Annotated in this window: 22 protein-coding genes and 1 pseudogene; 11 read left to right on the forward strand and 12 right to left on the reverse strand. The window is 59.8% G+C overall.

Going from position 1 to position 19,562, the window contains the following annotated elements:
• Positions 1-22: 22 nt before the first annotated feature.
• The 4 genes from KQ659_RS07885 to KQ659_RS07900 all read right to left on the reverse strand — a co-directional run bounded on the left by KQ659_RS07885 (position 23) and on the right by KQ659_RS07900 (position 4,399).
• Positions 23-601, reverse strand: a complete 579-nt coding sequence (locus KQ659_RS07885; protein WP_216689285.1) for a hypothetical protein — start codon at positions 599-601, stop codon at positions 23-25.
• 112 nt (positions 602-713) lie between these two features.
• Positions 714-1,331 (reverse strand): hypothetical protein, encoded by a 618-nt coding sequence (locus KQ659_RS07890; protein WP_216689284.1) that lies wholly within the window; start codon positions 1,329-1,331, stop codon positions 714-716.
• 261 nt (positions 1,332-1,592) lie between these two features.
• Positions 1,593-3,002 carry a dicarboxylate/amino acid:cation symporter gene (locus KQ659_RS07895; RefSeq protein WP_216689283.1) on the reverse strand — a complete coding sequence of 470 codons (1,410 nt, stop codon included), beginning with the start codon at positions 3,000-3,002 and terminating at the stop codon, positions 1,593-1,595.
• Between the two features lie 158 nt (positions 3,003-3,160).
• Positions 3,161-4,399, reverse strand: coding sequence for a DUF6799 domain-containing protein (locus tag KQ659_RS07900; protein WP_216689282.1), 1,239 nt, complete (start codon positions 4,397-4,399; stop codon positions 3,161-3,163).
• Between the two features lie 208 nt (positions 4,400-4,607).
• Between KQ659_RS07900 and KQ659_RS07905 the strand changes: the two genes are divergently transcribed.
• Both KQ659_RS07905 and KQ659_RS07910 read left to right on the forward strand, forming a co-directional pair.
• Positions 4,608-4,787 carry a hypothetical protein gene (locus tag KQ659_RS07905; RefSeq protein WP_216689281.1) on the forward strand — a complete coding sequence of 60 codons (180 nt, stop codon included), beginning with the start codon at positions 4,608-4,610 and terminating at the stop codon, positions 4,785-4,787.
• Positions 4,788-4,868: 81 nt separating this feature from the next.
• A complete protein-coding gene (locus KQ659_RS07910; RefSeq protein WP_226929881.1) occupies positions 4,869-5,612 on the forward strand; it encodes an enolase C-terminal domain-like protein in 744 nt (247 codons plus the stop codon).
• An 88-nt stretch (positions 5,613-5,700) separates the two neighbouring features.
• On the opposite strand, the gene KQ659_RS07915 is transcribed toward KQ659_RS07910, so the two are convergent.
• Entirely contained in the window at positions 5,701-6,276 is a 576-nt protein-coding gene (locus tag KQ659_RS07915; RefSeq protein ID WP_216689279.1) for a DUF6799 domain-containing protein, read from the reverse strand.
• 161 nt (positions 6,277-6,437) lie between these two features.
• Here KQ659_RS07915 and KQ659_RS07920 point away from each other — a divergent pair, with 161 nt between their 5' ends.
• Together KQ659_RS07920 and KQ659_RS07925 are read left to right on the forward strand one after the other, a co-directional pair.
• Positions 6,438-6,902 (forward strand): MarR family winged helix-turn-helix transcriptional regulator, encoded by a 465-nt coding sequence (locus KQ659_RS07920; RefSeq protein WP_317197787.1) that lies wholly within the window; start codon positions 6,438-6,440, stop codon positions 6,900-6,902.
• 113 nt (positions 6,903-7,015) lie between these two features.
• The gene (locus KQ659_RS07925) at positions 7,016-7,654 is read left to right on the forward strand and encodes a YceI family protein (protein WP_216689278.1); all 639 of its coding nucleotides are present in this window, start codon (positions 7,016-7,018) and stop codon (positions 7,652-7,654) included.
• 57 nt (positions 7,655-7,711) lie between these two features.
• Here KQ659_RS07925 and KQ659_RS07930 read toward each other — a convergent pair whose 3' ends face one another.
• The gene (locus tag KQ659_RS07930) at positions 7,712-8,269 is read right to left on the reverse strand and encodes a hypothetical protein (protein ID WP_216689277.1); all 558 of its coding nucleotides are present in this window, start codon (positions 8,267-8,269) and stop codon (positions 7,712-7,714) included.
• Positions 8,270-8,421: 152 nt separating this feature from the next.
• Between KQ659_RS07930 and KQ659_RS07935 the strand changes: the two genes are divergently transcribed.
• The 5 genes from KQ659_RS07935 to KQ659_RS07955 all read left to right on the forward strand — a co-directional run bounded on the left by KQ659_RS07935 (position 8,422) and on the right by KQ659_RS07955 (position 13,998).
• Positions 8,422-8,703: an ATP-dependent Clp protease adaptor ClpS gene (locus tag KQ659_RS07935; RefSeq protein ID WP_216689276.1), complete on the forward strand. Its 282-nt coding sequence runs from the start codon at positions 8,422-8,424 to the stop codon at positions 8,701-8,703.
• Positions 8,704-8,800: 97 nt separating this feature from the next.
• Complete coding sequence (recR, locus tag KQ659_RS07940; protein WP_216689275.1) at positions 8,801-9,415, forward strand: recombination mediator RecR; 615 nt, start codon at positions 8,801-8,803, stop codon at positions 9,413-9,415.
• Between the two features lie 109 nt (positions 9,416-9,524).
• Positions 9,525-11,513, forward strand: coding sequence for a glycosyltransferase family 2 protein (locus tag KQ659_RS07945; RefSeq protein ID WP_216689274.1), 1,989 nt, complete (start codon positions 9,525-9,527; stop codon positions 11,511-11,513).
• Between the two features lie 123 nt (positions 11,514-11,636).
• On the forward strand, positions 11,637-12,857 hold the full coding sequence (locus KQ659_RS07950) for a pyridoxal phosphate-dependent aminotransferase (RefSeq protein WP_216689273.1): 1,221 nt from the start codon (positions 11,637-11,639) through the stop codon (positions 12,855-12,857).
• Between the two features lie 139 nt (positions 12,858-12,996).
• Entirely contained in the window at positions 12,997-13,998 is a 1,002-nt protein-coding gene (locus KQ659_RS07955) for a bifunctional heptose 7-phosphate kinase/heptose 1-phosphate adenyltransferase (protein WP_226929883.1), read from the forward strand.
• A gap of 195 nt (positions 13,999-14,193) precedes the next feature.
• Here KQ659_RS07955 and KQ659_RS07960 read toward each other — a convergent pair whose 3' ends face one another.
• Genes KQ659_RS07960 through KQ659_RS07980 form a run of 5 tightly spaced genes read right to left on the reverse strand, consistent with a single transcriptional unit; the run spans position 14,194 to position 16,771 of the window.
• The gene (locus KQ659_RS07960) at positions 14,194-14,403 is read right to left on the reverse strand and encodes a zinc ribbon domain-containing protein YjdM (RefSeq protein ID WP_216689272.1); all 210 of its coding nucleotides are present in this window, start codon (positions 14,401-14,403) and stop codon (positions 14,194-14,196) included.
• Between the two features lie 16 nt (positions 14,404-14,419).
• The gene (locus KQ659_RS07965; protein ID WP_216689271.1) at positions 14,420-14,614 is read right to left on the reverse strand and encodes a hypothetical protein; all 195 of its coding nucleotides are present in this window, start codon (positions 14,612-14,614) and stop codon (positions 14,420-14,422) included.
• 21 nt (positions 14,615-14,635) lie between these two features.
• Positions 14,636-15,055: a hypothetical protein gene (locus KQ659_RS07970; protein ID WP_216689270.1), complete on the reverse strand. Its 420-nt coding sequence runs from the start codon at positions 15,053-15,055 to the stop codon at positions 14,636-14,638.
• Between the two features lie 35 nt (positions 15,056-15,090).
• Positions 15,091-16,119 (reverse strand): uroporphyrinogen decarboxylase, encoded by a 1,029-nt coding sequence (gene hemE / locus KQ659_RS07975; RefSeq protein ID WP_216690721.1) that lies wholly within the window; start codon positions 16,117-16,119, stop codon positions 15,091-15,093.
• 31 nt (positions 16,120-16,150) lie between these two features.
• On the reverse strand, positions 16,151-16,771 hold the full coding sequence (locus tag KQ659_RS07980) for a MarC family protein (RefSeq protein WP_216689269.1): 621 nt from the start codon (positions 16,769-16,771) through the stop codon (positions 16,151-16,153).
• Between the two features lie 207 nt (positions 16,772-16,978).
• Here KQ659_RS07980 and purE point away from each other — a divergent pair.
• Both purE and KQ659_RS07990 read left to right on the forward strand, forming a co-directional pair.
• Positions 16,979-17,444: pseudogene (purE, locus tag KQ659_RS07985) on the forward strand (5-(carboxyamino)imidazole ribonucleotide mutase); the annotation flags it as partial.
• A gap of 154 nt (positions 17,445-17,598) precedes the next feature.
• Positions 17,599-18,696 carry an endonuclease/exonuclease/phosphatase family protein gene (locus tag KQ659_RS07990; RefSeq protein WP_226915608.1) on the forward strand — a complete coding sequence of 366 codons (1,098 nt, stop codon included), beginning with the start codon at positions 17,599-17,601 and terminating at the stop codon, positions 18,694-18,696.
• 114 nt (positions 18,697-18,810) lie between these two features.
• On the opposite strand, the gene KQ659_RS07995 is transcribed toward KQ659_RS07990, so the two are convergent.
• Entirely contained in the window at positions 18,811-19,476 is a 666-nt protein-coding gene (locus KQ659_RS07995; protein WP_216689268.1) for a hypothetical protein, read from the reverse strand.
• Positions 19,477-19,562 lie beyond the last annotated feature (86 nt).

Consider the following 19,562-nt stretch of genomic DNA (forward strand, 5'->3'; position numbering starts at 1 on the left):
ACGCAAGCCAGTGCCAGGCGGGCTACTTGGTGATGATAAAGACGGGTTTGTCTTTGAGATTGGTTGTCTCGGCTGTAGCGATGCCGGCCGTGCTGTCCTTGCGCGTGGTGATGACCTTCTGCGTATTGGTGTAGCAGGTGCAGCAGCCGTTGCCATCCAGGTTTCCCTTCAGCGACACCTTATCGATAACTACCGCGAAGACCGGGCGTTTCTTGCGCGGGACCGGCAGCGCCGGGTAGTAGCGCACGTAATACTGGTACTGGTCGAGCTTGGCGGTGCTGACCTGGGAAAACGGTGTAGTATTGTTGATAACAATCGTGTCGTAAGCCTGGGCTGCGGAGCGAATCAGGGTCGCGGTTTCGGGCTTGGTGCCCGGGTTGGTGCCGCTGGCCGGAATGATTACCAACGGATAGCGCTGAATCACAATGCTATCCAGGTCGGTATTCGTGGGGAAGTCTTTGCTTGAAAAAACCAGCTTGATGGCATCGGCCTGGGATTCGCCCGGGCAGTCGCACACATTATTGGCGCAGCAGCCGGGCAGCAGCAGCCCAAGGCCCAACAACAGAATGGCAGAAAACCGGAAAGACAGGAGGTGGGTCATGGCAAGCCCAAAGATAAGGCCCGTAGCGCCCATCTGCCCGGAACCGGGAAGGAGGGGCACTACGGGCCTTTTATAGTAGTCAGAATAGGGGGAAGCTTGCGGTAGTCCGGGGTTAGCGGCTGCCCGTTACCACCGACGAGGCCGGTAGGGTGGGGTTTTCTACGGTGCCGCCGGCCATCAGCAGGGGGCGCAGGCGGGTGGTGGCGGTGTCGAGCTGGGGCCGAATCTTGGCCATGGCACCGCGCAGGGCGATAACATCGGCCAGGCGGGGCGCGGCCGTCTGCGAATAACCGTGGTACATGGCCACTTTCACCTCCGAAGTGCCCGTGCCGAGGTACGAGCCCAGCAGGTTGCCGGCTGCGTCGCTTACCTGCACTTCGGCTTGCAGCGTGGTCTTATACCATTCCAGGGGCACGCCCACTATGGCGGGAATCATAAATGTGAGCACCTGCAGGCCCTGCACGGCACGGCCGGTGCGCAGGGTGCGTACCTTCTTCACGATGAGCTTGGCGTAGCCGTACGTGGCCGAGTCGGTGGGCTCGGTCAGGTTTATGCGGCACTCCTGCTGAAATAATTTCAGTGGGTCCTCCGGCAGCGCGCCGTCGTTCATGGCCAACGGGCCCTGGTCGGCCAGGATTTCCAGCGGGGGCAGGCGCTTGGAAATGGCGGCCGACGGCGTGCCTTTCATCATGCTCTTGACCGATACACAAGCCGGAGCGAGCAGTAGCATCGGCGAAAGTGCCAGCAATGCGAGGGGACTAGCAATTTTCATAGGAGTAAGGCAGAAATTTGTATAGTAAAAACCAAATATTAAAACCAAAAAATGCCTTTTTAAAATCGGTAGCACTAACCTGCAGAGGATAGGTGTAAAATTAGATGATTTACATCAACCTGTTGGCATGTACTCGGTAAAAAGCCTGAAAAAGCCCCTAAATAGTAGAGGATTAACCGGCCAAGCTAACCATTGAGCTTGGCTGTTATTGAAAAAGTTTTATTGTGTGATAGCCGTAGGGTCGGGGCCCTGGTAGTCGTCCACAAACTCGCCTTCCCAACGGGCCACGACGGCTGATGCCAAACAGTTGCCGAGCACGTTGACGGCCGTGCGGGCCATATCCATCAGGGCATCAATGCCCAGGATGATGAACACCGGCCAGGCCGGCAGGTTGAACGACGCCACCGTGGCCAGCAAAATTACCAGCGAGGCGCGGGGCACGCCTGCCACGCCCTTGCTGGTGAGCATCAGCGTGAACACCATGAGCAATTGCTGGCCAAAGGTGAGGGGGATGCCTGCCGCCTGCGCCACAAATACGGCGGCCAATGAAAGGTACAGCGTGGTGCCGTCGAGGTTAAAAGAATAGCCGGTGGGCATCACGAAGGCGACGATGCGCCGCGGCACCCCGATGCTTTCCATGGCTTCCATGGCGCGCGGCAGCGCCGCTTCCGACGAGGTGGTGGCGAAGGCAATGCTAACCGGCTCGGCCACGGCCGCAATGAAGCGACGCAGCGGCAGGCGCGCCAGCAGCGCCACCGGCAGCAGCACCAGCAGCACGAAGGCAATGAGCGCCCCATAAAGAGTGAGCAGTAGCTGCAAGGCATTGAGCAGCGGGGCAAAGCCCATTTTGCCCACCGTGTAGGCCAGGGCTCCGCCCACGCCCAGCGGCGCGAAATACATCACCACATTGGTGAACTTGAACATGACTTCCGACAGGCTTTCGCAGACTTCCAGCATCACGCGGCGCGGGCGCTCCGGCGTCATGGCCAGCCCGATGGCGAACAGAATAGCGAAAATAACGACCTGCAGGACCTGGCCCTCGGCTACCGATTTGGCAATGTTTTCGGGGAAGATGTGCAGGATGATGTCGGCGGCGGTTTGGGGGCCGGCCACGGCCAGGGTTTTGGCTTCATCGGAGGTGTTGGCGGCGCGGGCAGCGGCCAGCACATTGGCATCCAGCCGGCCGGCGTGGGTGAAGTTGATGGCCGCCAGGCCGATGAACAGCGCAAACGTGGTCACAACTTCAAAGTAAACCAGCGCTTTGAGGCCCATGCGGCCCACCTGCTTGAGGTCGGCGTGGCCGGCGATGCCTACGACCAGCGTAGCAAATACCAGCGGCGCGATGATGGTTTTCACCAGGCGCAGGAAGGCGTCGCTCAGTACTTTAAGGCTGATGGCTACGGCGGGTGCATCGTGGCCCAGCTCAATGCCGACCAGCATGCTCACCACAATCCAAAGGGTGAGGGAGCGGCGGGGGGCCACCGCGGCGGCAATGGTCAGCAGGGCCAGCCAGCGGGCGGCCACGGGCACAGCGGGCGGCAGGACCAGCATTTGGTTGGCGACGAGCACGGTGAGCACACCAGCCAGCAGCACCATAATAGCAACGAGGAGTAAACGGGATTTTGCCATGCAACTAAAAAAGGCCGTGAATACGGAATGAGGCATCAAAGAACGGCATTATCCCGCCAGCAAGCCCGGTGCTCCGGAAAACGCGTTCGGGGCCGGCCATAAAAAAACGCCCCGTACCAATGGGCACGAGGCGGCAGAGGCAGGTAGCCGCCGATGGACTAGGGCAGCGAAAGCAGGTAGCCGATAGTGAAATTGGCATCGTAGCCGAACACGAACTGCTGGCAGCCAGTAGCCGCCGCCACGGCCTGGTAGATGTTGAGGCCAGACTTGATTTTGGCCCCCGAAAGCTGCGGATAAGCATCAGCAGCTTTCAGTACGGTGTAGGGCTCCTGGCCCTGGCGTACGGCTTTAGCCAACTCGTAGGGTATGCCTCCGATAACGAAGCAGGTGCTGCGCAACTTGCCCGGCACCTTTGCCGCTTTGGCCTTCACATCGGCGATTACGGTGGCATCGGGCACGTCTTTTTCGTAGTATTTCGAGCCGTAGGTGTCTTCTACGTGGGGCTGGCCGTCTGCCAGCCACGCAATTTTGCTGTTGGCCGAGCCCATGTCGAGCATAAAGGCCTTATCGGCAAAAGGCATCGGGAGGGCTGCTTTGAGGCCCAGGGTACCTTCGCGCTCTGGCGTCACGGTGTTCACCACGTACTTGAGCGACTCCAGCGACTTCACAATGCGGCGCGTCACGTCCGACATAGCTGCGCCGGAGCTCACCATGAAGTGAATATCGCGCCCGGCTACTCCAAAATCGAGCATTTTGCCGATGTAGCTTTTCAGGCCGTTGCGCACATCTTCCTCCGTGGCCATGTTTTCCATCACCAGGCTGTTGCCGAACTCTGATTTTTCGAGTTTCCAGTTGTGCTGGTTATCGGCCCGAACAATAAACAGGTTGAAGCCACTGGCTCCGAGCTCTACCACGCCTTTCAGCTTGCCATCAACGGGCGCAGTGGGGCGGTAGGTGAAAGTCGGCGTAGCTGCCGGGGCCACGGTGGGCACCGGGGCCGAAACCGGGGCTGGCGCGGCGGCTGCCGGTGCGGCCGAGGCCGAAAGGGTAGCAGGTGCCGGAACTGCGGCAACTTCTGGTTGCGGAGCCGCGTTTTTCCGAATAAACTCGCCGTTCAGGCTTAGCATATCGCCTTCCTTGAGCTTCACGCGGTTGCCGTTGGTAAGCACGATGGAGCGCGAGAGATGTTCGATCCGAATTCCGTTCGGCAGCGTTACATCTTTATCCAGTGTCTTTGCTTTGTCGCCGGTTTGCACCACTATGGTGCTGTTCTTTACCGCAAACCACGGAATGACACTGACGGCTTTGGTTGTTTGGGCTTGTACCGGGGCGTGCTGAAATGGCGAAGTAACCAGCAGGGTACCAAGGAAAAGGGAGGTGATTAACGTTTTTTGCATGAAAAAGATGATGAGTAGAGGTAGAACATAATTGCGAAGAATTATGACGTGACAAAGCTCGGCTTATTTCCCATTTATCCCACTGTTTTTAGCCCAATGGCCTTAGAATCACGTTGAATTGTCATAATTATTCAGTCGGTCCTTATATGCTCGAATCATTCTGCCTGCTTTTATAGCCGGCTTATCCGGGCATTCCGTTATTTTATTCATGCCAAACTGGACTCTCACCCCGTACCTGCTTCCGCTTCGCTACGTGTGGAAAATATCCCGCAACGCCTCGGCCACTAAAATCAATCTGGTGTTGCGCGTAGCCGGGCACGGTCAGCACGGAACCGGCGAGGCCGCGCCCAATATGCGCTACGGCGAGTCGCTCGAGCTGCTTCGGTAGCAGTTTAATGAGCTGTTGGGTAATGGGTTATCCGAAACAAATACGCTGCCGGAGCTGGATGCGCTACTGGCCACGCATCCCGTGGCCCATGCCCTGAGCTTTGCCCTTGAAGCCGCCCTCGTGCGGTGGCTGGCCGCCTGCGCCGGGCAGCCGGTGTGGCAATGGCTGGGCGTGCTGCCCCCTGCCGCCGCTGTGCCCACGGCTTTTTCCCTGCCCATTATGGCGCCGGGCGCGGTGGCGGACTTTCTGCGCGAGCAGGATGCTGCCCGCTTTCAGCTCTTGAAAATCAAGGTAAACCAAGCCGAAGGACTCGACCTATTGCGCGAAGTATCGCGTGCCCTGCCCGGCCACGCCCTGCTGGTGGATGGCAACGAAGCCTGGCCCGATGCCGACAGCGTGCTACGGTTTCTGGAAGAAACGGCCGCAGTGCCCGGCCTGCACCTGAAACTGCTGGAGCAGCCCCTGCCCGCCGCCCTGGCCGATGACTACCGCTACCTGCGCCCCCGCAGCAGCGTGCCGCTCATCGCCGATGAATCGGTGACCGACGCGGCCGATTTTGCCGAAATCACCCAGCAGTTCCACGGCGTGAATGTGAAGCTGATGAAAGCCGGCGGCTTCCGGCGGGGCATCGACCTGCTGCACCGTACCCGCGCCCATGGCTTGCTGCCCATGCTGGGCTGCATGGTCGAAACCAGCGTGGGCATCGCGGCCGCCCTCGAAATCAGCGCCCTGGCCGATGTGCTGGACCTCGATGGCTTTCTCATTATCAAGGACGAGCCGTTTGGCCTGGTGCAGGAACAGGCGGGGCTGTTGCGGCGAGTGTAGCTGGCACTGCTCATGAACCCAAAAGCCCCAGCAAGGCGGCACTCATCAACCGAGTGCCGCCTTGCTGGGGCTATTCCGCCGCTTGGGGCTATTTCGGAGCGTTTAGCTGCGCGTCGAGCTGCGTGAGCTGGTCGTCGATGGCTTTGGTGTTGGGCAGCGTGGTTTGGCCCTGGCTGAGCGCCCGTATTTTCTGGTTGAGCAGCTCAACCTTTTTAGTGAGCAGCGATACCTGCATGGCGGGGTCGGAGAAGCCGGGGCCGTGCTGCACGTAGGTATCGTACTTGGTGCCGGGGGGCGTGGTGGTGGGCGTGCCTTCGCCCCGGGCGGCGGCGGCGCTGGCCGGCGTGGCGAATACTACGCCCCCGTCGGGCCTCACGTAGTCGCCTTCCTGCAGGGTGATTTTTTTGCCCTTGGGGCTTATTTTGTCAGCGGGCATCTCTACGATGCCGTTTTTGTAGTTGATTTTCACACCGCCGAGCAGCTTCACGTTTTGGGTGAGGGGCATGGTTTGAGTGCCCTCGCGGCGCACTACTTCGCCGTTGGTCATCACAAACTGGGTGCGGCTGGTGGTTTGCACCGGAAAGCCACCGGCCTGGGCTGCGGCCAGGCGTGGAGCGCTGGTCAGGCAGCCGGCGGCGAATACGAGCAGGAAGAAACGAGTCATGGTAATAAAGAAAATGGTGAATGTGCGGGGATACGGATTTTAAGCCCCGGCGGTAGGGCGGAAGGGGAGGAGCACAGCTTTTTTCTAAAATACCGAGGAACAATGTTGTGACATTAAATGTATGTACATATATTTGTATCCGATTCCACTACCTGCCATCTATGCCTGCTATGCGCATCGAAGACGAAATCAAACAGCCCATTTTCCGCAACGAGTACCAGAAAGCCCATATCAACCTGATATACACGGCTGGCTGGTTGCAGTTGCGCCAGGCAGCAGCCTTCAAACCGTTCGGCCTCACCTCGCCGCAGTTCAATATTCTGCGCATTTTGCGCGGGCAGCACCCGCTGCCGGCCACCGTGGCCCTGCTCATCGACCGAATGCTGGACAAAACCAGCAACGCCTCGCGCATCGTGGACCGCCTCGAAGAGAAAAAGCTGGTGACCCGCACCGTGTGCCCGGCCAATCGCCGGGCCGTTGATATCCGGATTACCAAGGCTGGCCTGGAATTACTCGATAGCATTGAGGAAACCGGCATTCTGGACTCTAACGAAAACGCCCCGCTGAACGAGGACGAGATGCGCCAGCTGAACGACCTGCTCGATAAAATGCGAACGGTGGAATAAGCCATTTTCAATCTCTGCTGTTGCCCAGGTTCCGGCACGCTTTTTCGTTGCAGCCGGGCCATACCGCTTGTTTCAAACTATACTTCTTACCTTTTTTCCAATACTTGCTTAAGATGAAAAAAATCCTCTTGCCCGCCCTGTTTGCCATTGCCACCATTGGTGCAACTTTCGCTGCTTCGGCTCCTAAAGTGGCTACCGTGGCAGCTCCTGCCCCCGCCTACAAGCTGCAGCCGCAGCTGAGCACTCTGGGCTGGGAAGGCAAAGCCGTAACCCACGGCCACAACGGCACTATGCAATTTTCCGACGGCGAATTGCTCGTGAAGGGCAACTCCATCGTGGGCGGTACCGTGACCGTGAACATGAAAACCATGGTGGCCACCGACATCAAAGATGCCGAAAGCCAGGGCAAATTTGTGGGCCACATGAGCAGCGACGATTTCTTCGGCGTGGAGAAATTCCCCACCTCGACCTTCAAAATCGTCAGCGTAACGCCCATCAAAGGTGCCGCCGCCAATGCCGATAACGCGACCATCGCCGGCGACCTGACCATTAAGGGCGTGACGCAGCGCATCAGCTTCCCGGCTAAAGCCGGCGTGAAAGACGGTGTGGCCGCCGCTACCGGCAAAGTAACCATCGACCGTACCAAGTTTGGCCTGAAATACGGCTCGAAGTCGTTCTTCGACAGCATTGGCGACAAAGCCATCTACGACACGTTCGACTTGACTTTCAACGTCATCGCCAAGAAAGCCTAACTGCGGTTTTCAACCCGAATAAATAAAAAAGCCCGCCGATTCGGCGGGCTTTTTTATTTATTCGGGGATTTCAAATTTTCGGGGCAGGTTGAATTTTAGGTTGTGGCTCTTTTTGCGGCGGTGTAGCTCGCTCAGCACATCGTCTAATTCTGATTGGTATTCGACCCACAGGTCCTCGTGCAAGCTTTTGAGGACGAGGGCGGGCAGGCGGGCAGCCAGGCGCGCGGTGGCGTTGTAAAAGCCGTCCCACACGCTGTCGAACTGGCCCGAGTAATTATCGATGCACTGCCGCAGAATGTAGAGCAGCAGGTCGATTTCGAGCTGCTTATTTTTGGTGATGCGGCGGGCGCGGGCGGCTTCCTGCACGCCGGCGCGCACGGCCTTCACGAGGCTGCGGTTGAGTAGGCGGCCGGTCACAGCCACGGTAAACAGCTCGTGGATGCGGTCGGCGGTTTCTTCCTGAATCTGGTCCAGGGTTATATCGGCCAGCAGCTCGAAGCGGAAGGTTTCGTAGAGCTCGGCGTCGCGGCGCACGGCGCGGAGCAGGAGGGCTTCCTTTTCGGGTTCGGAGAGGCGTTTGAGGGCTTTTTTGAAATCGGCGGAGGGAACGGGCATGAGGGGCGGGGGCTAGGAGCAAAGTTCGCGCTACTCGTTCGCATAATGGCGGGGTAAGGTTTGCGTATTTGCCAGGATTTCACGAAACGAAACGGGCGGGTTTGGGGTTATCAGGAGCTGCCTCACACGGGCTTTCTGCGTAAATTTGCCTTATGAATACCCGTCCGCAAACCGACTACGATGAAGAGGTTCTACTGCTCGAAGAAGAAGCCGAGCTGCGCAACCTCGTCGTGTACAACGATGAAATTAACACTTTCGACCACGTCATTAAAACCCTGATGGACGTGTGTGGCCACCAGCCCGAGCAAGCCGAGCAATGTACCCTGCTCATCCACTACAAGGGAAAGTGCGCCGTCAAAATGGGTACTTACGAGGAGTTGGAGCCCCTTTGCACCGCCATTCACGACCGCGGCATTGCCGCCGATGTTATTTGATGTGGAAATGTGCTGATGTGAGAATGTGCTGAATTATACGATTAGCACACCTTTCATTTTGCATATTTTCACATCAGCACATTTTCACATTTTTTGAATGGAATTTCCCTCCAAACTGATTGAAAACGCCGTGGGCGAGCTGTCGCGCCTGCCCGGCATCGGCCGCAAAACGGCCCTGCGGCTGGCCCTGCACCTGCTGAAAGCCGAAATGGACACCACTGCCAGCCTAGCCGAGGCGTTGGCCAAGATGCGGTTTGAAATTACCTACTGCAAAACCTGCCACAGCATTTCCGACGCCGAAGAATGCGGCATTTGCGCCAACAAGCTGCGCGACCACAGCCTCGTCTGCGTAGTGTCGGACGTGCGCGACGTTATTGCCATCGAAAACACGGGCCAGTACAAGGGCGTGTACCACGTGCTGGGCGGCGTTATTTCGCCCATTGAAGGCATCGGGCCTTCCGATTTGCACATTGACTCGCTGGTGGAGCGGGCGGCGGGTGAAGACTCGGAAGTGCGCGAGGTTATTCTTGCCATCTCGCCCACCATGGAGGGCGACACCACGGCCTTCTACCTATCGCGCCGCCTGCGCGATTTGCCCAACGTGCACATCAGCACTATTGCCCGGGGTATTCCGATGGGCGGCGAGCTGGAATACGCCGACGAAATCACCCTCGGCCGCAGCATCGTGGACCGCCTGCGGCAGGCCCGGTAGTTTTTTAGCTGTTAGCCATTAGCTGTTAGCTTTGTCGGCACTTCCCGAGGAGCCGCTCGGTCGCCACAAAAAAGCTAACAGCTAACAGCTGATGGCTAACAGCTAAAAATTGAAGCTCTCCGTCGTCATTGTCAATTATAACGTCTGCTATTTCCTGGAGCAGGCGCTGCTTTCGGTGCGGCGGGCCGTGGAGAAGCTGGGGCAGCCGGTAGAAGTTTTCGTGGTCGATAATAACTCGGCCGACGGCTCGGTGGCCATGGTGCGGGCGCGGTTCCCGGAGGTTGTGCTCATTGCCAACCGCGACAACCCTGGCTTCTCGAAAGGCAACAACCAGGCCCTGCGCCGCGCCACCGGCCAGTACCAGCTGCTGCTGAACCCCGATACCGTGGTGGAGGAAGACACCTTCCGCGCTTGCTGCGACTTCATGGACGCGCACCCCGACTGCGGCGGCCTCGGCATAAAAATGCTGGATGGCCAGGGCAAATTTCTGCCCGAAAGCAAGCGCGCCCTGCCCACGCCGGCCGTGGCGTTCTATAAGATGTTCGGGCTGGCGGGCGTATTTCCGAAGTCGCGCACTTTCGGGCGCTACCATCTGGGCTTCCTCGACAAGGACGAAACCCACGAGATTGAGGTGCTGAGCGGTGCCTTCATGCTGCTGCGCAAGGCCGCGCTGGACCAGGTGGGCCTGCTCGACGAAGACTATTTCATGTACGGCGAGGACATCGACCTCTCGTACCGCCTCACCCAGGGCGGCTGGAAAAACTATTATTTTCCCGGCACCCGCATCATTCACTACAAGGGCGAAAGCACGAAGCGCACCAGCGTGAACTACGTGTTTGTGTTTTACCGGGCGATGGTGATTTTTGCTCAGAAACACTTCGCGCCGGGCCGGGCGGGCCTGTTTTCGCTGCTCATCAACGCGGCCATCTGGCTGCGGGCCGGCGTGGCCGTGGCCGAGCGCCTAGCAGTGCGCGCCGCCCCGCTGCTGCTGGATGCCGGCCTGATTTGGGGCGGCATGTACTTCCTGAAAACCTACTGGGAGCACAACCACAAGTTTGTGCCGGGCGCGTACCCGCCGCAGTACATGGCGGCGGCCGTGCCGGCCTACATCGCGGTCTGGCTCACGTCGGCCTATCTCAGCGGGGGCTACGACCAGCCGGTGCGGACCTCGCGGGTGGTGCGCGGTATTTTCATTGGCACGCTGCTGATTTCGGCCGCCTCGAATTTTCTCGATGCCTGGCGGTTTTCCAAAGCCCTCATTATTCTGGGCGGGGCCTGGGCCGTGGCGGCGCTGGTGGGCCGGCAGCTGGTGGCGCACTTCATCAAGTATAAAAACCTGCACCTGAGCGAGCGCCGGCAGAAAAATATTGCCATCGTGGGCTCGGGGCCCGAGAGCCGCCGCGTGCGCCAGTTGCTCGAAGCCGCCCACGTATCGGCCCGCGTGATTGGCTACGTGAGCGTGGGGGAGGAGGAAGCCGTTTTAGAAGAAAATTCACCAATTCACCAATTCACCGATTCGCCACTGGGCGAGCTGCGCCAGCTGGATGACATTATCCGTCTATACGGGCTGAATGAACTGATATTCTGCGGTAAAGACCTGCCCGCGAGTCAGATTATCGCCCTCATGCTGGGCCTGCCCGCCGAGCCGCCCGTGGCCTACAAAATCCTGCCCGAAGACAGCCAGTACATCATCGGCAGCAGCAGCAAAGACTCGCCCGGCGACTACTACACCCTCGATATTGCCCTCAACCTCTACCAGCCCCAGCAGGCCCGCGCCAAGCGCCTGCTCGACCTGCTCACCAGCGCCGGCCTGCTGGTGCTGAGCCCGGTGCTGGTTTGGTTTCAGCCGAAAAAGGCCGGTTTCCTGCGCAACTGCGGGGCCGTGCTGCTGGGCCGCCGCACCTGGGTGGGCCTGCGCCACCTCGAAGGCCCGGCCCGCGCCGTGCCCGCCGTGCTCTCGCCCGCCGATGCCGCCCACACGGCCACCCCGCTCAATGAGGTGACGCTGCGAAGGCTGGAGATGCTTTATGCAAAGGATTATGAACCGGGCACCGACTTGAGCATGCTCTGGCGCTGCTGGCGGCGGCTGGGGCAGTAGACCAGTACCGTGGACTCGGCAAGTCCGCGCTTTAAACAGTGCAAGAGCGGACTCGCCGAGTCCACGGTACAGCGTTACGCTGCCACTTCCGTAGCTTTACGCCTTCATTTACCGTTGCTCGATATGCCCGATACCACCACGCTCGCACCCGTTTCCCCGCTCTCGCACCGCCTGCTGGCGATGAACGAGTCGGCTACCATCGCCATGGCCAAGAAAGCCCGCGAGCTGATGGCCACGGGCATCGACGTCATCAACCTGAGCTTCGGCGAGCCCGATTTCCAGACCCCGCAGTACATCAAGGATGCCGCCAAGCAGGCCCTCGACGACGGCCATACCTTCTACACACCCGTGCCCGGCATCCCGGAATTGCGGCAGGCCATCTGCGATAAATTCAAGCGGGATAACCAGCTCGATTTTCAGCCCAACCAGATTGTGGTGAGCACCGGGGCTAAGCAGTCGCTGGCCAACGCCGTGCTCAGCCTGGTGAATCCCGGTGAGGAAGTCATCGTGTTTGCGCCCTATTGGGTGAGCTACGAGGAGATGGTGAAGCTGGCCGAGGGCGTACCCGTGACGCTGGTGGGTACCCTCGAAAACGAGTACAAGGTGACGGCCGCGCAGCTCGAAGCGGCCATCACGCCCCGCACCAAGCTCATCATGTATTCGTCGCCCTGCAACCCCACGGGCGCGGTTTTCAGCCGCGAGGAGCTGGGCGAAATTGCCGAAGTGCTGGCTCGTCACCCGCAGGTGTACGCCCTGGCCGATGAGATTTACGAGTACATCAACTTTGTGGGCGAGCACGCCAGCCTGGCCCATTTCGATGAGATAAAAGACCGGGTCATCACCGTCAACGGTTTCTCGAAGGGCTACGCCATGACGGGCTGGCGGCTGGGCTACCTGGCCGCCCGGGCCGACATCGCCTCGGCTTGCGAGAAGATGCAGAGCCAGATTACGTCGGGCACCTGCTCCATCACCCAGCGGGCGGGGCTGGCGGCTCTGCGCGGTGGCCGCGCCTCGGCCGATGAGATGGTGGCCGCCTACCGCCGCCGCCGCGATTTGGTGCTGGATATCGTGAAGGACATTCCCGGCTTCAACACGCCCACGCCCAGCGGCGCGTTCTACATTTTTCCGGAAGTATCGGCCTATTTTAATCGTCTCGCGCCCGATGGCAGCACCATCCGGGACTCCTCAGACCTGGCTCTGTACCTACTGAACGACGCGCACGTTTCGGCCGTGTCGGGCGATGCCTTTGGTGCGCCGGAGTGCATGCGCTTCAGCACCGCCGCCGCCGATGACAAGCTGGTGGAAGCGTTCCGGCGCATCAAAGCCAGCCTGGCGAAGCTCTAAACTGTGCTGAAAAAGAACGTCATGCTGAGCGGAGCCGAAGCATCTCGCGTGCCGAAGTAATCCAATCGATTGAGTTACTGCCGCAAGCGAGATGCTTCGGCTCCGCTCAGCATGACGTTCTCTTAAATTGATCAATACCTTGCCTACTTCCGATTCTTCCCTGCAAACGCTGTTCAACGACTTCAATAACCTGCGCGTCCTCATCATCGGCGACGTGATGGTGGATGCATATGTGTGGGGCCGCGCCACGCGCCTCTCGCCCGAGGCTCCCGTGCCCGTGGTGCACGTAGCCCGCACCGAAAACCGCCTCGGCGGGGCCGCCAACGTGGCCCTGAACGTGCAGGCCCTTGGGGCTACGCCGCTACTATGCGCCGTGATTGGCAACGACGCGGGCGGCGACCAGCTGCTGCAATTGCTGCACGCTCACGACCTGCCCGCCGATGGCCTCATCCGCAGCGCGGCGCGGCCCACCACGGTGAAGCAGCGTATTCTGGCCCACGGCCAGCAGCTGCTGCGCATCGACTCGGAAATTGAAACCGACCTTAACGCCGAGGAGGCCGCCCAACTCCTGGCCGCCTACGACGACCTGCTGGCCCGCGCCGACGTGGTAATCTTCGAGGACTACGACAAAGGCGTGCTTACCGAGGCCATCATCACGGAGTGCATTGCCCGCGCCCGGCAGCGCGGCATCCCCACGGTGGTGGACCCCAAAAAGAAGAATTTCCTGGCCTACCGCCACTGCACCCTCTTCAAACCAAACCTAAAGGAGCTGCGCGAGGGCCTGAAATTGGAGTTCGGCGAGCCCAACGCCGACCGCGTCGGTTTCGAGGCCGCCGTGACCCGGCTGCGCGAGGTGCTAACGCCCGAAATCGTGCTGGTGACGCTATCGGAATACGGTGTGTTCGCCCAGCAGGAGGCCGAGAAAACCTATCTGCCGGCCCACCTGCGCACCATTTCCGACGTGTCGGGCGCGGGCGATACCGTTATCAGCATTGCCGCGCTGTGCGTGGCGCTGGGCCAACCGGCCGCTTTCACGGCGGCACTGGCCAACCTGGGCGGCGGGCTGGTGTGCGAGCAGGTGGGCGTGGTACCCGTGGAGAAGCAGCGGCTGCTGGAAGAAGCGGCAGAGGCGGGGCTGTAACCCTCGTTGCTGGCGCGAGTTTAGCGCAGCGTAACTCGTGCCTCGCATACGGTGGAGGCTGTGCCTCCCGTGGAACGATTCCGCCGGCGCGGTTCCAACTTACCGCTGGCGCGGCAGGGGAGGCACAGCCTCCCCATCATCATTTGTCACGAGTTACGCTGCGCTAAACTCGCGCCAGTGAAAGCGCTTTTTACTTTAGGCCTTCTTCAGAAACTCGGTCTTCAGCACCATGGTACCGCCGCCGGCGCGGCCTTCGATTTCGGCGGTGCTGTTGGTGAGGCGGATGTTTTTGACCACTGTGCCGCGCTTGAGCGTGAGCGAGGAACCCTTCACTTTGAGGTCTTTGATGAGGGTGACAGAGTCGCCTTCGGCGAGCAGGGTGCCGTTGCTGTCTTTTACGTCCACGAGGAAAGGAGCTGTTTTAACGGATGCTGGTGCCTTGAGCCAGCATCAGGTAGAGTAGGAAAAATACCGGGGAGAGGCTGCCAATCGAAATCAGAACAACCAGAAAGGTTTCCACTTTGCTGCGCTCCGGTCGGCTTAGAAACCAGCGCCACATGAAAAACAGCAGGCCCAGCAGCAGCGCCAGCGTGAGGTAAAAGACGGGACCGAACATGGGGGAGTTATCAGTTTGAATTTAAAGCCAAGAGGCCGGTGGCCAGAAGTGGCTTTTGTAAGCAGGCCAAGCTTGATGAATAGCTTCTATCAGGTGCTTGCTACCTGCCGTTACGGAATCCTTGTGTGAGAAATAAAGGAGAAACTGAAATGCGGCATCGGTGTGCATATGTTCGAGACCGTCATAGCCGAATATGCACTTGTCTAACTCGACAAACGCTACCCGACCTCCTTCCTCAATTTCATAGACAGCAGATATGCTGAATGTATTCCCAAGAAGTAATTTGATGCCGTCGTCATCAAACCATTCAATGAAAGCATCTAGGTCATAAATTTCTAGTTCCTCTGAATTGTCAGCAGGGCCGGTAATAGGCACCCAACCAAATGGGATGTCACAATTCCACCGCGCATTTAACTCAAGCAGGACTAAATCCTTGGACATAAATGCTCAATATGATTAGCTGGACCAAATTAGAATTACCCCCGCCAGGCCTTCACCGTTTCCACAAATACCCGCACGTTGTCCGGATTTGTATCCGGGTAGACGCCGTGGCCGAGGTTGGCGATGTGGGGGCCGCCGGTGAACTGGCGGAGCATGGCTTCGGTGGCGGCTTTTACCTGCTCGGGGGTGCCGTAGAGGGCGCAGGGGTCGAGGTTGCCTTGCAGGGTTTTGCCGGCGGCTTGCAGGCGTACCTGGGCGGGGTCCTGGTTCCAGTCGAGTCCTATGGTGCGGCAGGGCATGGCGGCTAACTCGGGCACGGCCCACCAGGCACCTTTGGCGAACACGGTGACGGGCACGAGCGGGGCTAGGGCTTCGCAGATTTCGGCGATGTAGCGGGCCGAGAACTCGGTGTAGTGCGCGGGCGGCAGGATGCCGGCCCACGAGTCGAACACCTGCACGACCTGCGCGCCGGCCGCTACCTGGGCTTGCAGGTAAGCGATGGTGGTGGCGGTGATTTTGGCCAGCAGGCGGTGCGCTAACACTGGCTCTTTATACAAAAAGCCGCGCGCTTTGCTGAAGGTCTTGGAGCCGTGGCCCTCAATCATGTAGGCCAGGATGGTGAAGGGCGCGCCAGCGAAGCCGATGAGCGGCACGCGGCCGTTCAGGGCTTTTTTGGTGATGCGCAGGGCTTCGAGCACGTAGCCGAGACCGTCTTCGGGGTCGGGGATGCGGAGCTTGTCGATATCCGCCGCCGACTTGATGGTGGTGGGAAACAGCGGGCCGCGGGCTTCCACCATTTCGTAGGGCAGGCCCATGGCGTCGGGCACTACCAAGATGTCGGAGAAGATGATGGCGGCATCCACGTCCAGCGCGTCGATGGGCTGGATGGTGACTTCGGCGGCCAGCGCGGGGGTTTCCACCAGCTCTTTGAAGCCGGAGAGGCGGGCGCGCAGGGCGCGGTATTCGGGCAGGATGCGGCCGGCCTGGCGCATGAGCCAGACGGGGGTGCGCTCGGTGGCTTCGCCCCGGGCGGCACGTAGGAAAAGGTCGTTTTTCAGCATAATGAAGCGCAAAGGTACGGCTTACGGCCGGTGCTTACCGCGTTAAACCAGGGAACAGCACGCCGATGGCCGAGGCCAGAAAGTTCACCCCAATGGCCAGCGTAATAAAGCCGATGATGCGTGCCATGGCCGCCATGCCGGGCTTGCCAAGCAGGCGCGTGAGCCGCAGGGAGAACAGCAAAATTAAAAATGCCGCCAGCGCCACTAGCGCAAACCCGGCAATGGTCATGGCCTTATCCACGTAGGTAGGCCGAATCAGGCCGATGCAAATGGCCATCGAGCCCGGCCCGGAGAGCATGGGCATGGCCAGCGGCGTGAAGCTGATGTCGTCCTTCTGCTTGCTTTCTTCGAGGGCGGCGGGGCCCACGCGGTCGCGGTTGGCTCCGGGCGTGAGCAGCTCGAAGGCTGAGCGCATGAGCAGGATGCCGCCCGCAATGCGCAGGTGCTGGATATTGATGCCGAAAAAATTCAGAATGTACTGCCCGCCAAAGAACGCGACGCTCAGAATGCACACCATGTAGACGCAGGCGCGCAGGGCCGTGCGGGCCCGTTCGGGGGCGCGGTCGTCGGCCGTGAGGGTGAGAAAAACCGGCATCGCCCCGAAGGGATTCACGATGGAAAACAAGGTGGTGAAGGTGGTAAGTAGAATTTCCATAGGCAACAAAGGTAGGAGAAGGGGCGGACCGGATGGAAAAGCTCTATTTTGTCGCTTCAACGGCGGCCTTCGCTTCGCCCGGTGCCGGGATAGGCCGGCTTTTCGCTCTTCTCGTTCTTTTGCTGCATGATTCCTGACACTACTGCTGCCGCTCCGAGCGGAACCGACGACCGACCAACCACCGAAACGCCCCTGGTAGGCATTATCATGGGCTCAAAATCGGATTTGAAAATTATGGCGGCTGCTACCGAGGTGTGCCGGCAGTTTGGCGTACCCTACGAAATTACGCTCGTGTCGCCGCACCGTACGCCGCATGCCGCACCGCATGGTTGAATATGCCGAAAATGCCCGCAAGCGCGGCTTGCGCGTGCTGATTGCCGGCGGGGGCGGGGCGGCGCACCTGCCGGGCATGGTGGCCGCGTTCACCACGCTGCCCGTCATTGGGGTGCCCATCAATAGTACGCTGTCCATTTAGGAGCTCGATTCGATTCTGAGCATGATTCAGATGCCGGCCGGCACACCCGTGGCTACCGTGGGGCTCGATAATGCGACCAATGCGGCCATCCTGGCCATGCAGATGCTGGCCATTGGCAATGCCCGGCTGGCCGATGCGCTGGAAAAATACCGCACCATCCTCAAGGACCGGGTGATGCGGACGATTGAGGAGCTGCGCAAGGGCAGGTCTCAGGACGCGACGTATAGGGCGTGTCAATGCGCAATACAGCACGTCATGCAGAGCGCAGCGAAGCATGACGTTCTTTTGATGTCAATTGCCCTTTTACAAATCCCACCCGCCTCCTTTTTAGATGCCCACTTTTCTTTCTGCAATGCTAACCACCGGCCATTGGGTGGTATGGATAATCGGGAGCGCGGGCCTGCTCGTGACGCTGCTGCCCGTGTTCCGCCAAACCGCGTGGTGGATTCGCATCTGCGACTTTCCACGCCTGCAAATTGTGGCTGCCCTGCTCCTGAGCCTGGGCGCGGCGCTGGTGCTGCCCACGCCGCGCAGCTTCGGCAACAGCCTGTTTGTGGTGAGCCTGGGCGTGGCGGTGATGTACCAGTTCAGCCGCATCTGGCCCTACACGCCGCTGCACCGCAAGCAGGTATCCGATGCCAGCCGCCCAGACGATGATGATGCCCATCACCTGAGTATTATCGTGGCTAACGTGCTGATGTATAACCGCGACGCCTCGCGCCTGCTGGGCCACATCACGCACCAGCGGCCCGATGTGGTGCTGGCCGTGGAAACCGACGACTGGTGGCTGAGCCAGCTCAAGCGCATCGAAAAAGACTACCCCTACACCTGCCACGCCCCGCTGCCTAATACTTACGGCATGCTGGTGTTCTCGCGCCTGCCGCTGGTCGAGCCGCAGATTCGCTACATTCTCGACCCCGATATTCCGTCGTTTCACGGCTGCGTGCGGTTGCCCAGCGGCCTTACCGTCAACCTGCATTTTCTGCATCCCAAGCCGCCGGCCCCGCAGGAGTCGAAAACCAGCGCCCGCCGCGATGCCGAGCTGCTGGTGGTGGGCAAGCTCATTCAGCACCACGACGGGCCGACTATTGTGGCCGGAGACCTCAACGACGTGGCCTGGTCGCATACTTCGGAGCTGTTCCGGCGGCTCTCGCGCCTGCTCGACCCGCGCATCGGGCGCGGCCTGCTGCCCACCTTCCACGCCGACCACAAGCTGCTGCGCTGGCCCCTCGACCACGTTTTTCACTCGGCCCACTTCCGCCTGCAGGAAATCAAGCGCCTCACCCACATCGGCTCCGACCATTACCCCATCTACATCCGTCTCAGCTACGAGCCCAAGGGCTGGCAGGAGCAGGAAAATGAGCTCGAAGCCGCCGATGCCGACGACCACGACGAGGCCGAGGAAAAAATTGAGGAGGGCGTGGAGGATGTTGCCGCCGGCAACGAGTAGCGCGAACAGGTATTAGTAACAGGCAACAAAACAGAACGTCATGCTTCGCTGCGCTCTGCATGACGTTCTGTTATAATTTGTTATCAGCAGCGCACGGTACTTGCGCGTTTCGCGTTACTTGGCCGCCGCTACTTTTTTCTTCGTCACCAGCTCTACGGTTTCAAAGTCAGTGGGCAGTACCTGGCGGCCGTTGGCACCCACGTACAGGGGCCGGATGCGCATGGTGAGGCGGCGGTTGGCAGCCGTGAAATCGGTGAGGCCGGCGGCGAAGGCGGCCGGGGTGCTGCCGGCCAGCTGGGCGGCCTTTACGTTGAGGTCCACTGTAACGGGCAGGGTTTCGATGGCGCTGAACTCCAGGGCAGTATTGGCACCGGTGGTACCGGCGGTCAACTCCTTGCCATCGAGCAACAGCTGGTAATCGAGCCGCTTGAGTTGGATGCTGGTGGTGGCGCTGGGGTTGCGGGCGTACACGCGCATTTTGAGGTGCAGGGGCAGGTTGCCTTTTTGCAGCGCGGTTTGGAGCTGGGCTTGCTGGGGCGAGGCAATGTCGGAAGCCTGGCGCACGAACAGGATGTCCTGGCCGCCGAGCGTGGCTTCATCCATAAAATTGAGGCGGTACTGCATCAGGCTGTACGCCTCGTTTTCGAGGGCTTCGGCCGATGCTTTTTTGCCGGTGGGCTTGTCTTTAACTTGTTCGCTCACGCTGCACGAATTGGCTGCAAGCAGCAATGCGCCCAAAGCCAGAGCGCGGGCGGGAAACAGAAGAGAAGAAACTTTCATGAGAATAAATGGGATGCGAGATAGAAAGCCGCGATAAGAGCAACGACTTTAAGGCAATGCGCTGCTTACGCGAATGGTAACGCAGG

The organism is Hymenobacter siberiensis, assembly GCF_018967865.2.
Classification (GTDB): domain Bacteria; phylum Bacteroidota; class Bacteroidia; order Cytophagales; family Hymenobacteraceae; genus Hymenobacter; species Hymenobacter siberiensis.

Coding starts and splice junctions, on each gene's coding strand:
- KQ659_RS07935 (WP_216689276.1), top strand. CDS start 8,422: ATGAATACCCGTCCGCAAACCGACTACGATGAAGAGGTTCTACTGCTC.
- KQ659_RS07930 (WP_216689277.1), bottom strand. CDS start 8,269: ATGCCCGTTCCCTCCGCCGATTTCAAAAAAGCCCTCAAACGCCTCTCC.
- KQ659_RS07990 (WP_226915608.1), top strand. CDS start 17,599: ATGCTAACCACCGGCCATTGGGTGGTATGGATAATCGGGAGCGCGGGC.
- KQ659_RS07915 (WP_216689279.1), bottom strand. CDS start 6,276: ATGACTCGTTTCTTCCTGCTCGTATTCGCCGCCGGCTGCCTGACCAGC.
- KQ659_RS07925 (WP_216689278.1), top strand. CDS start 7,016: ATGAAAAAAATCCTCTTGCCCGCCCTGTTTGCCATTGCCACCATTGGT.
- KQ659_RS07895 (WP_216689283.1), bottom strand. CDS start 3,002: ATGGCAAAATCCCGTTTACTCCTCGTTGCTATTATGGTGCTGCTGGCT.
- KQ659_RS07885 (WP_216689285.1), bottom strand. CDS start 601: ATGACCCACCTCCTGTCTTTCCGGTTTTCTGCCATTCTGTTGTTGGGC.
- KQ659_RS07965 (WP_216689271.1), bottom strand. CDS start 14,614: ATGTTCGGTCCCGTCTTTTACCTCACGCTGGCGCTGCTGCTGGGCCTG.
- KQ659_RS07980 (WP_216689269.1), bottom strand. CDS start 16,771: ATGGAAATTCTACTTACCACCTTCACCACCTTGTTTTCCATCGTGAAT.
- KQ659_RS07905 (WP_216689281.1), top strand. CDS start 4,608: ATGCCAAACTGGACTCTCACCCCGTACCTGCTTCCGCTTCGCTACGTG.
- KQ659_RS07950 (WP_216689273.1), top strand. CDS start 11,637: ATGCCCGATACCACCACGCTCGCACCCGTTTCCCCGCTCTCGCACCGC.
- KQ659_RS07890 (WP_216689284.1), bottom strand. CDS start 1,331: ATGCTACTGCTCGCTCCGGCTTGTGTATCGGTCAAGAGCATGATGAAA.
- KQ659_RS07995 (WP_216689268.1), bottom strand. CDS start 19,476: ATGAAAGTTTCTTCTCTTCTGTTTCCCGCCCGCGCTCTGGCTTTGGGC.
- recR (WP_216689275.1), top strand. CDS start 8,801: ATGGAATTTCCCTCCAAACTGATTGAAAACGCCGTGGGCGAGCTGTCG.
- KQ659_RS07920 (WP_317197787.1), top strand. CDS start 6,438: ATGCCTGCTATGCGCATCGAAGACGAAATCAAACAGCCCATTTTCCGC.
- KQ659_RS07970 (WP_216689270.1), bottom strand. CDS start 15,055: ATGTCCAAGGATTTAGTCCTGCTTGAGTTAAATGCGCGGTGGAATTGT.
- KQ659_RS07900 (WP_216689282.1), bottom strand. CDS start 4,399: ATGCAAAAAACGTTAATCACCTCCCTTTTCCTTGGTACCCTGCTGGTT.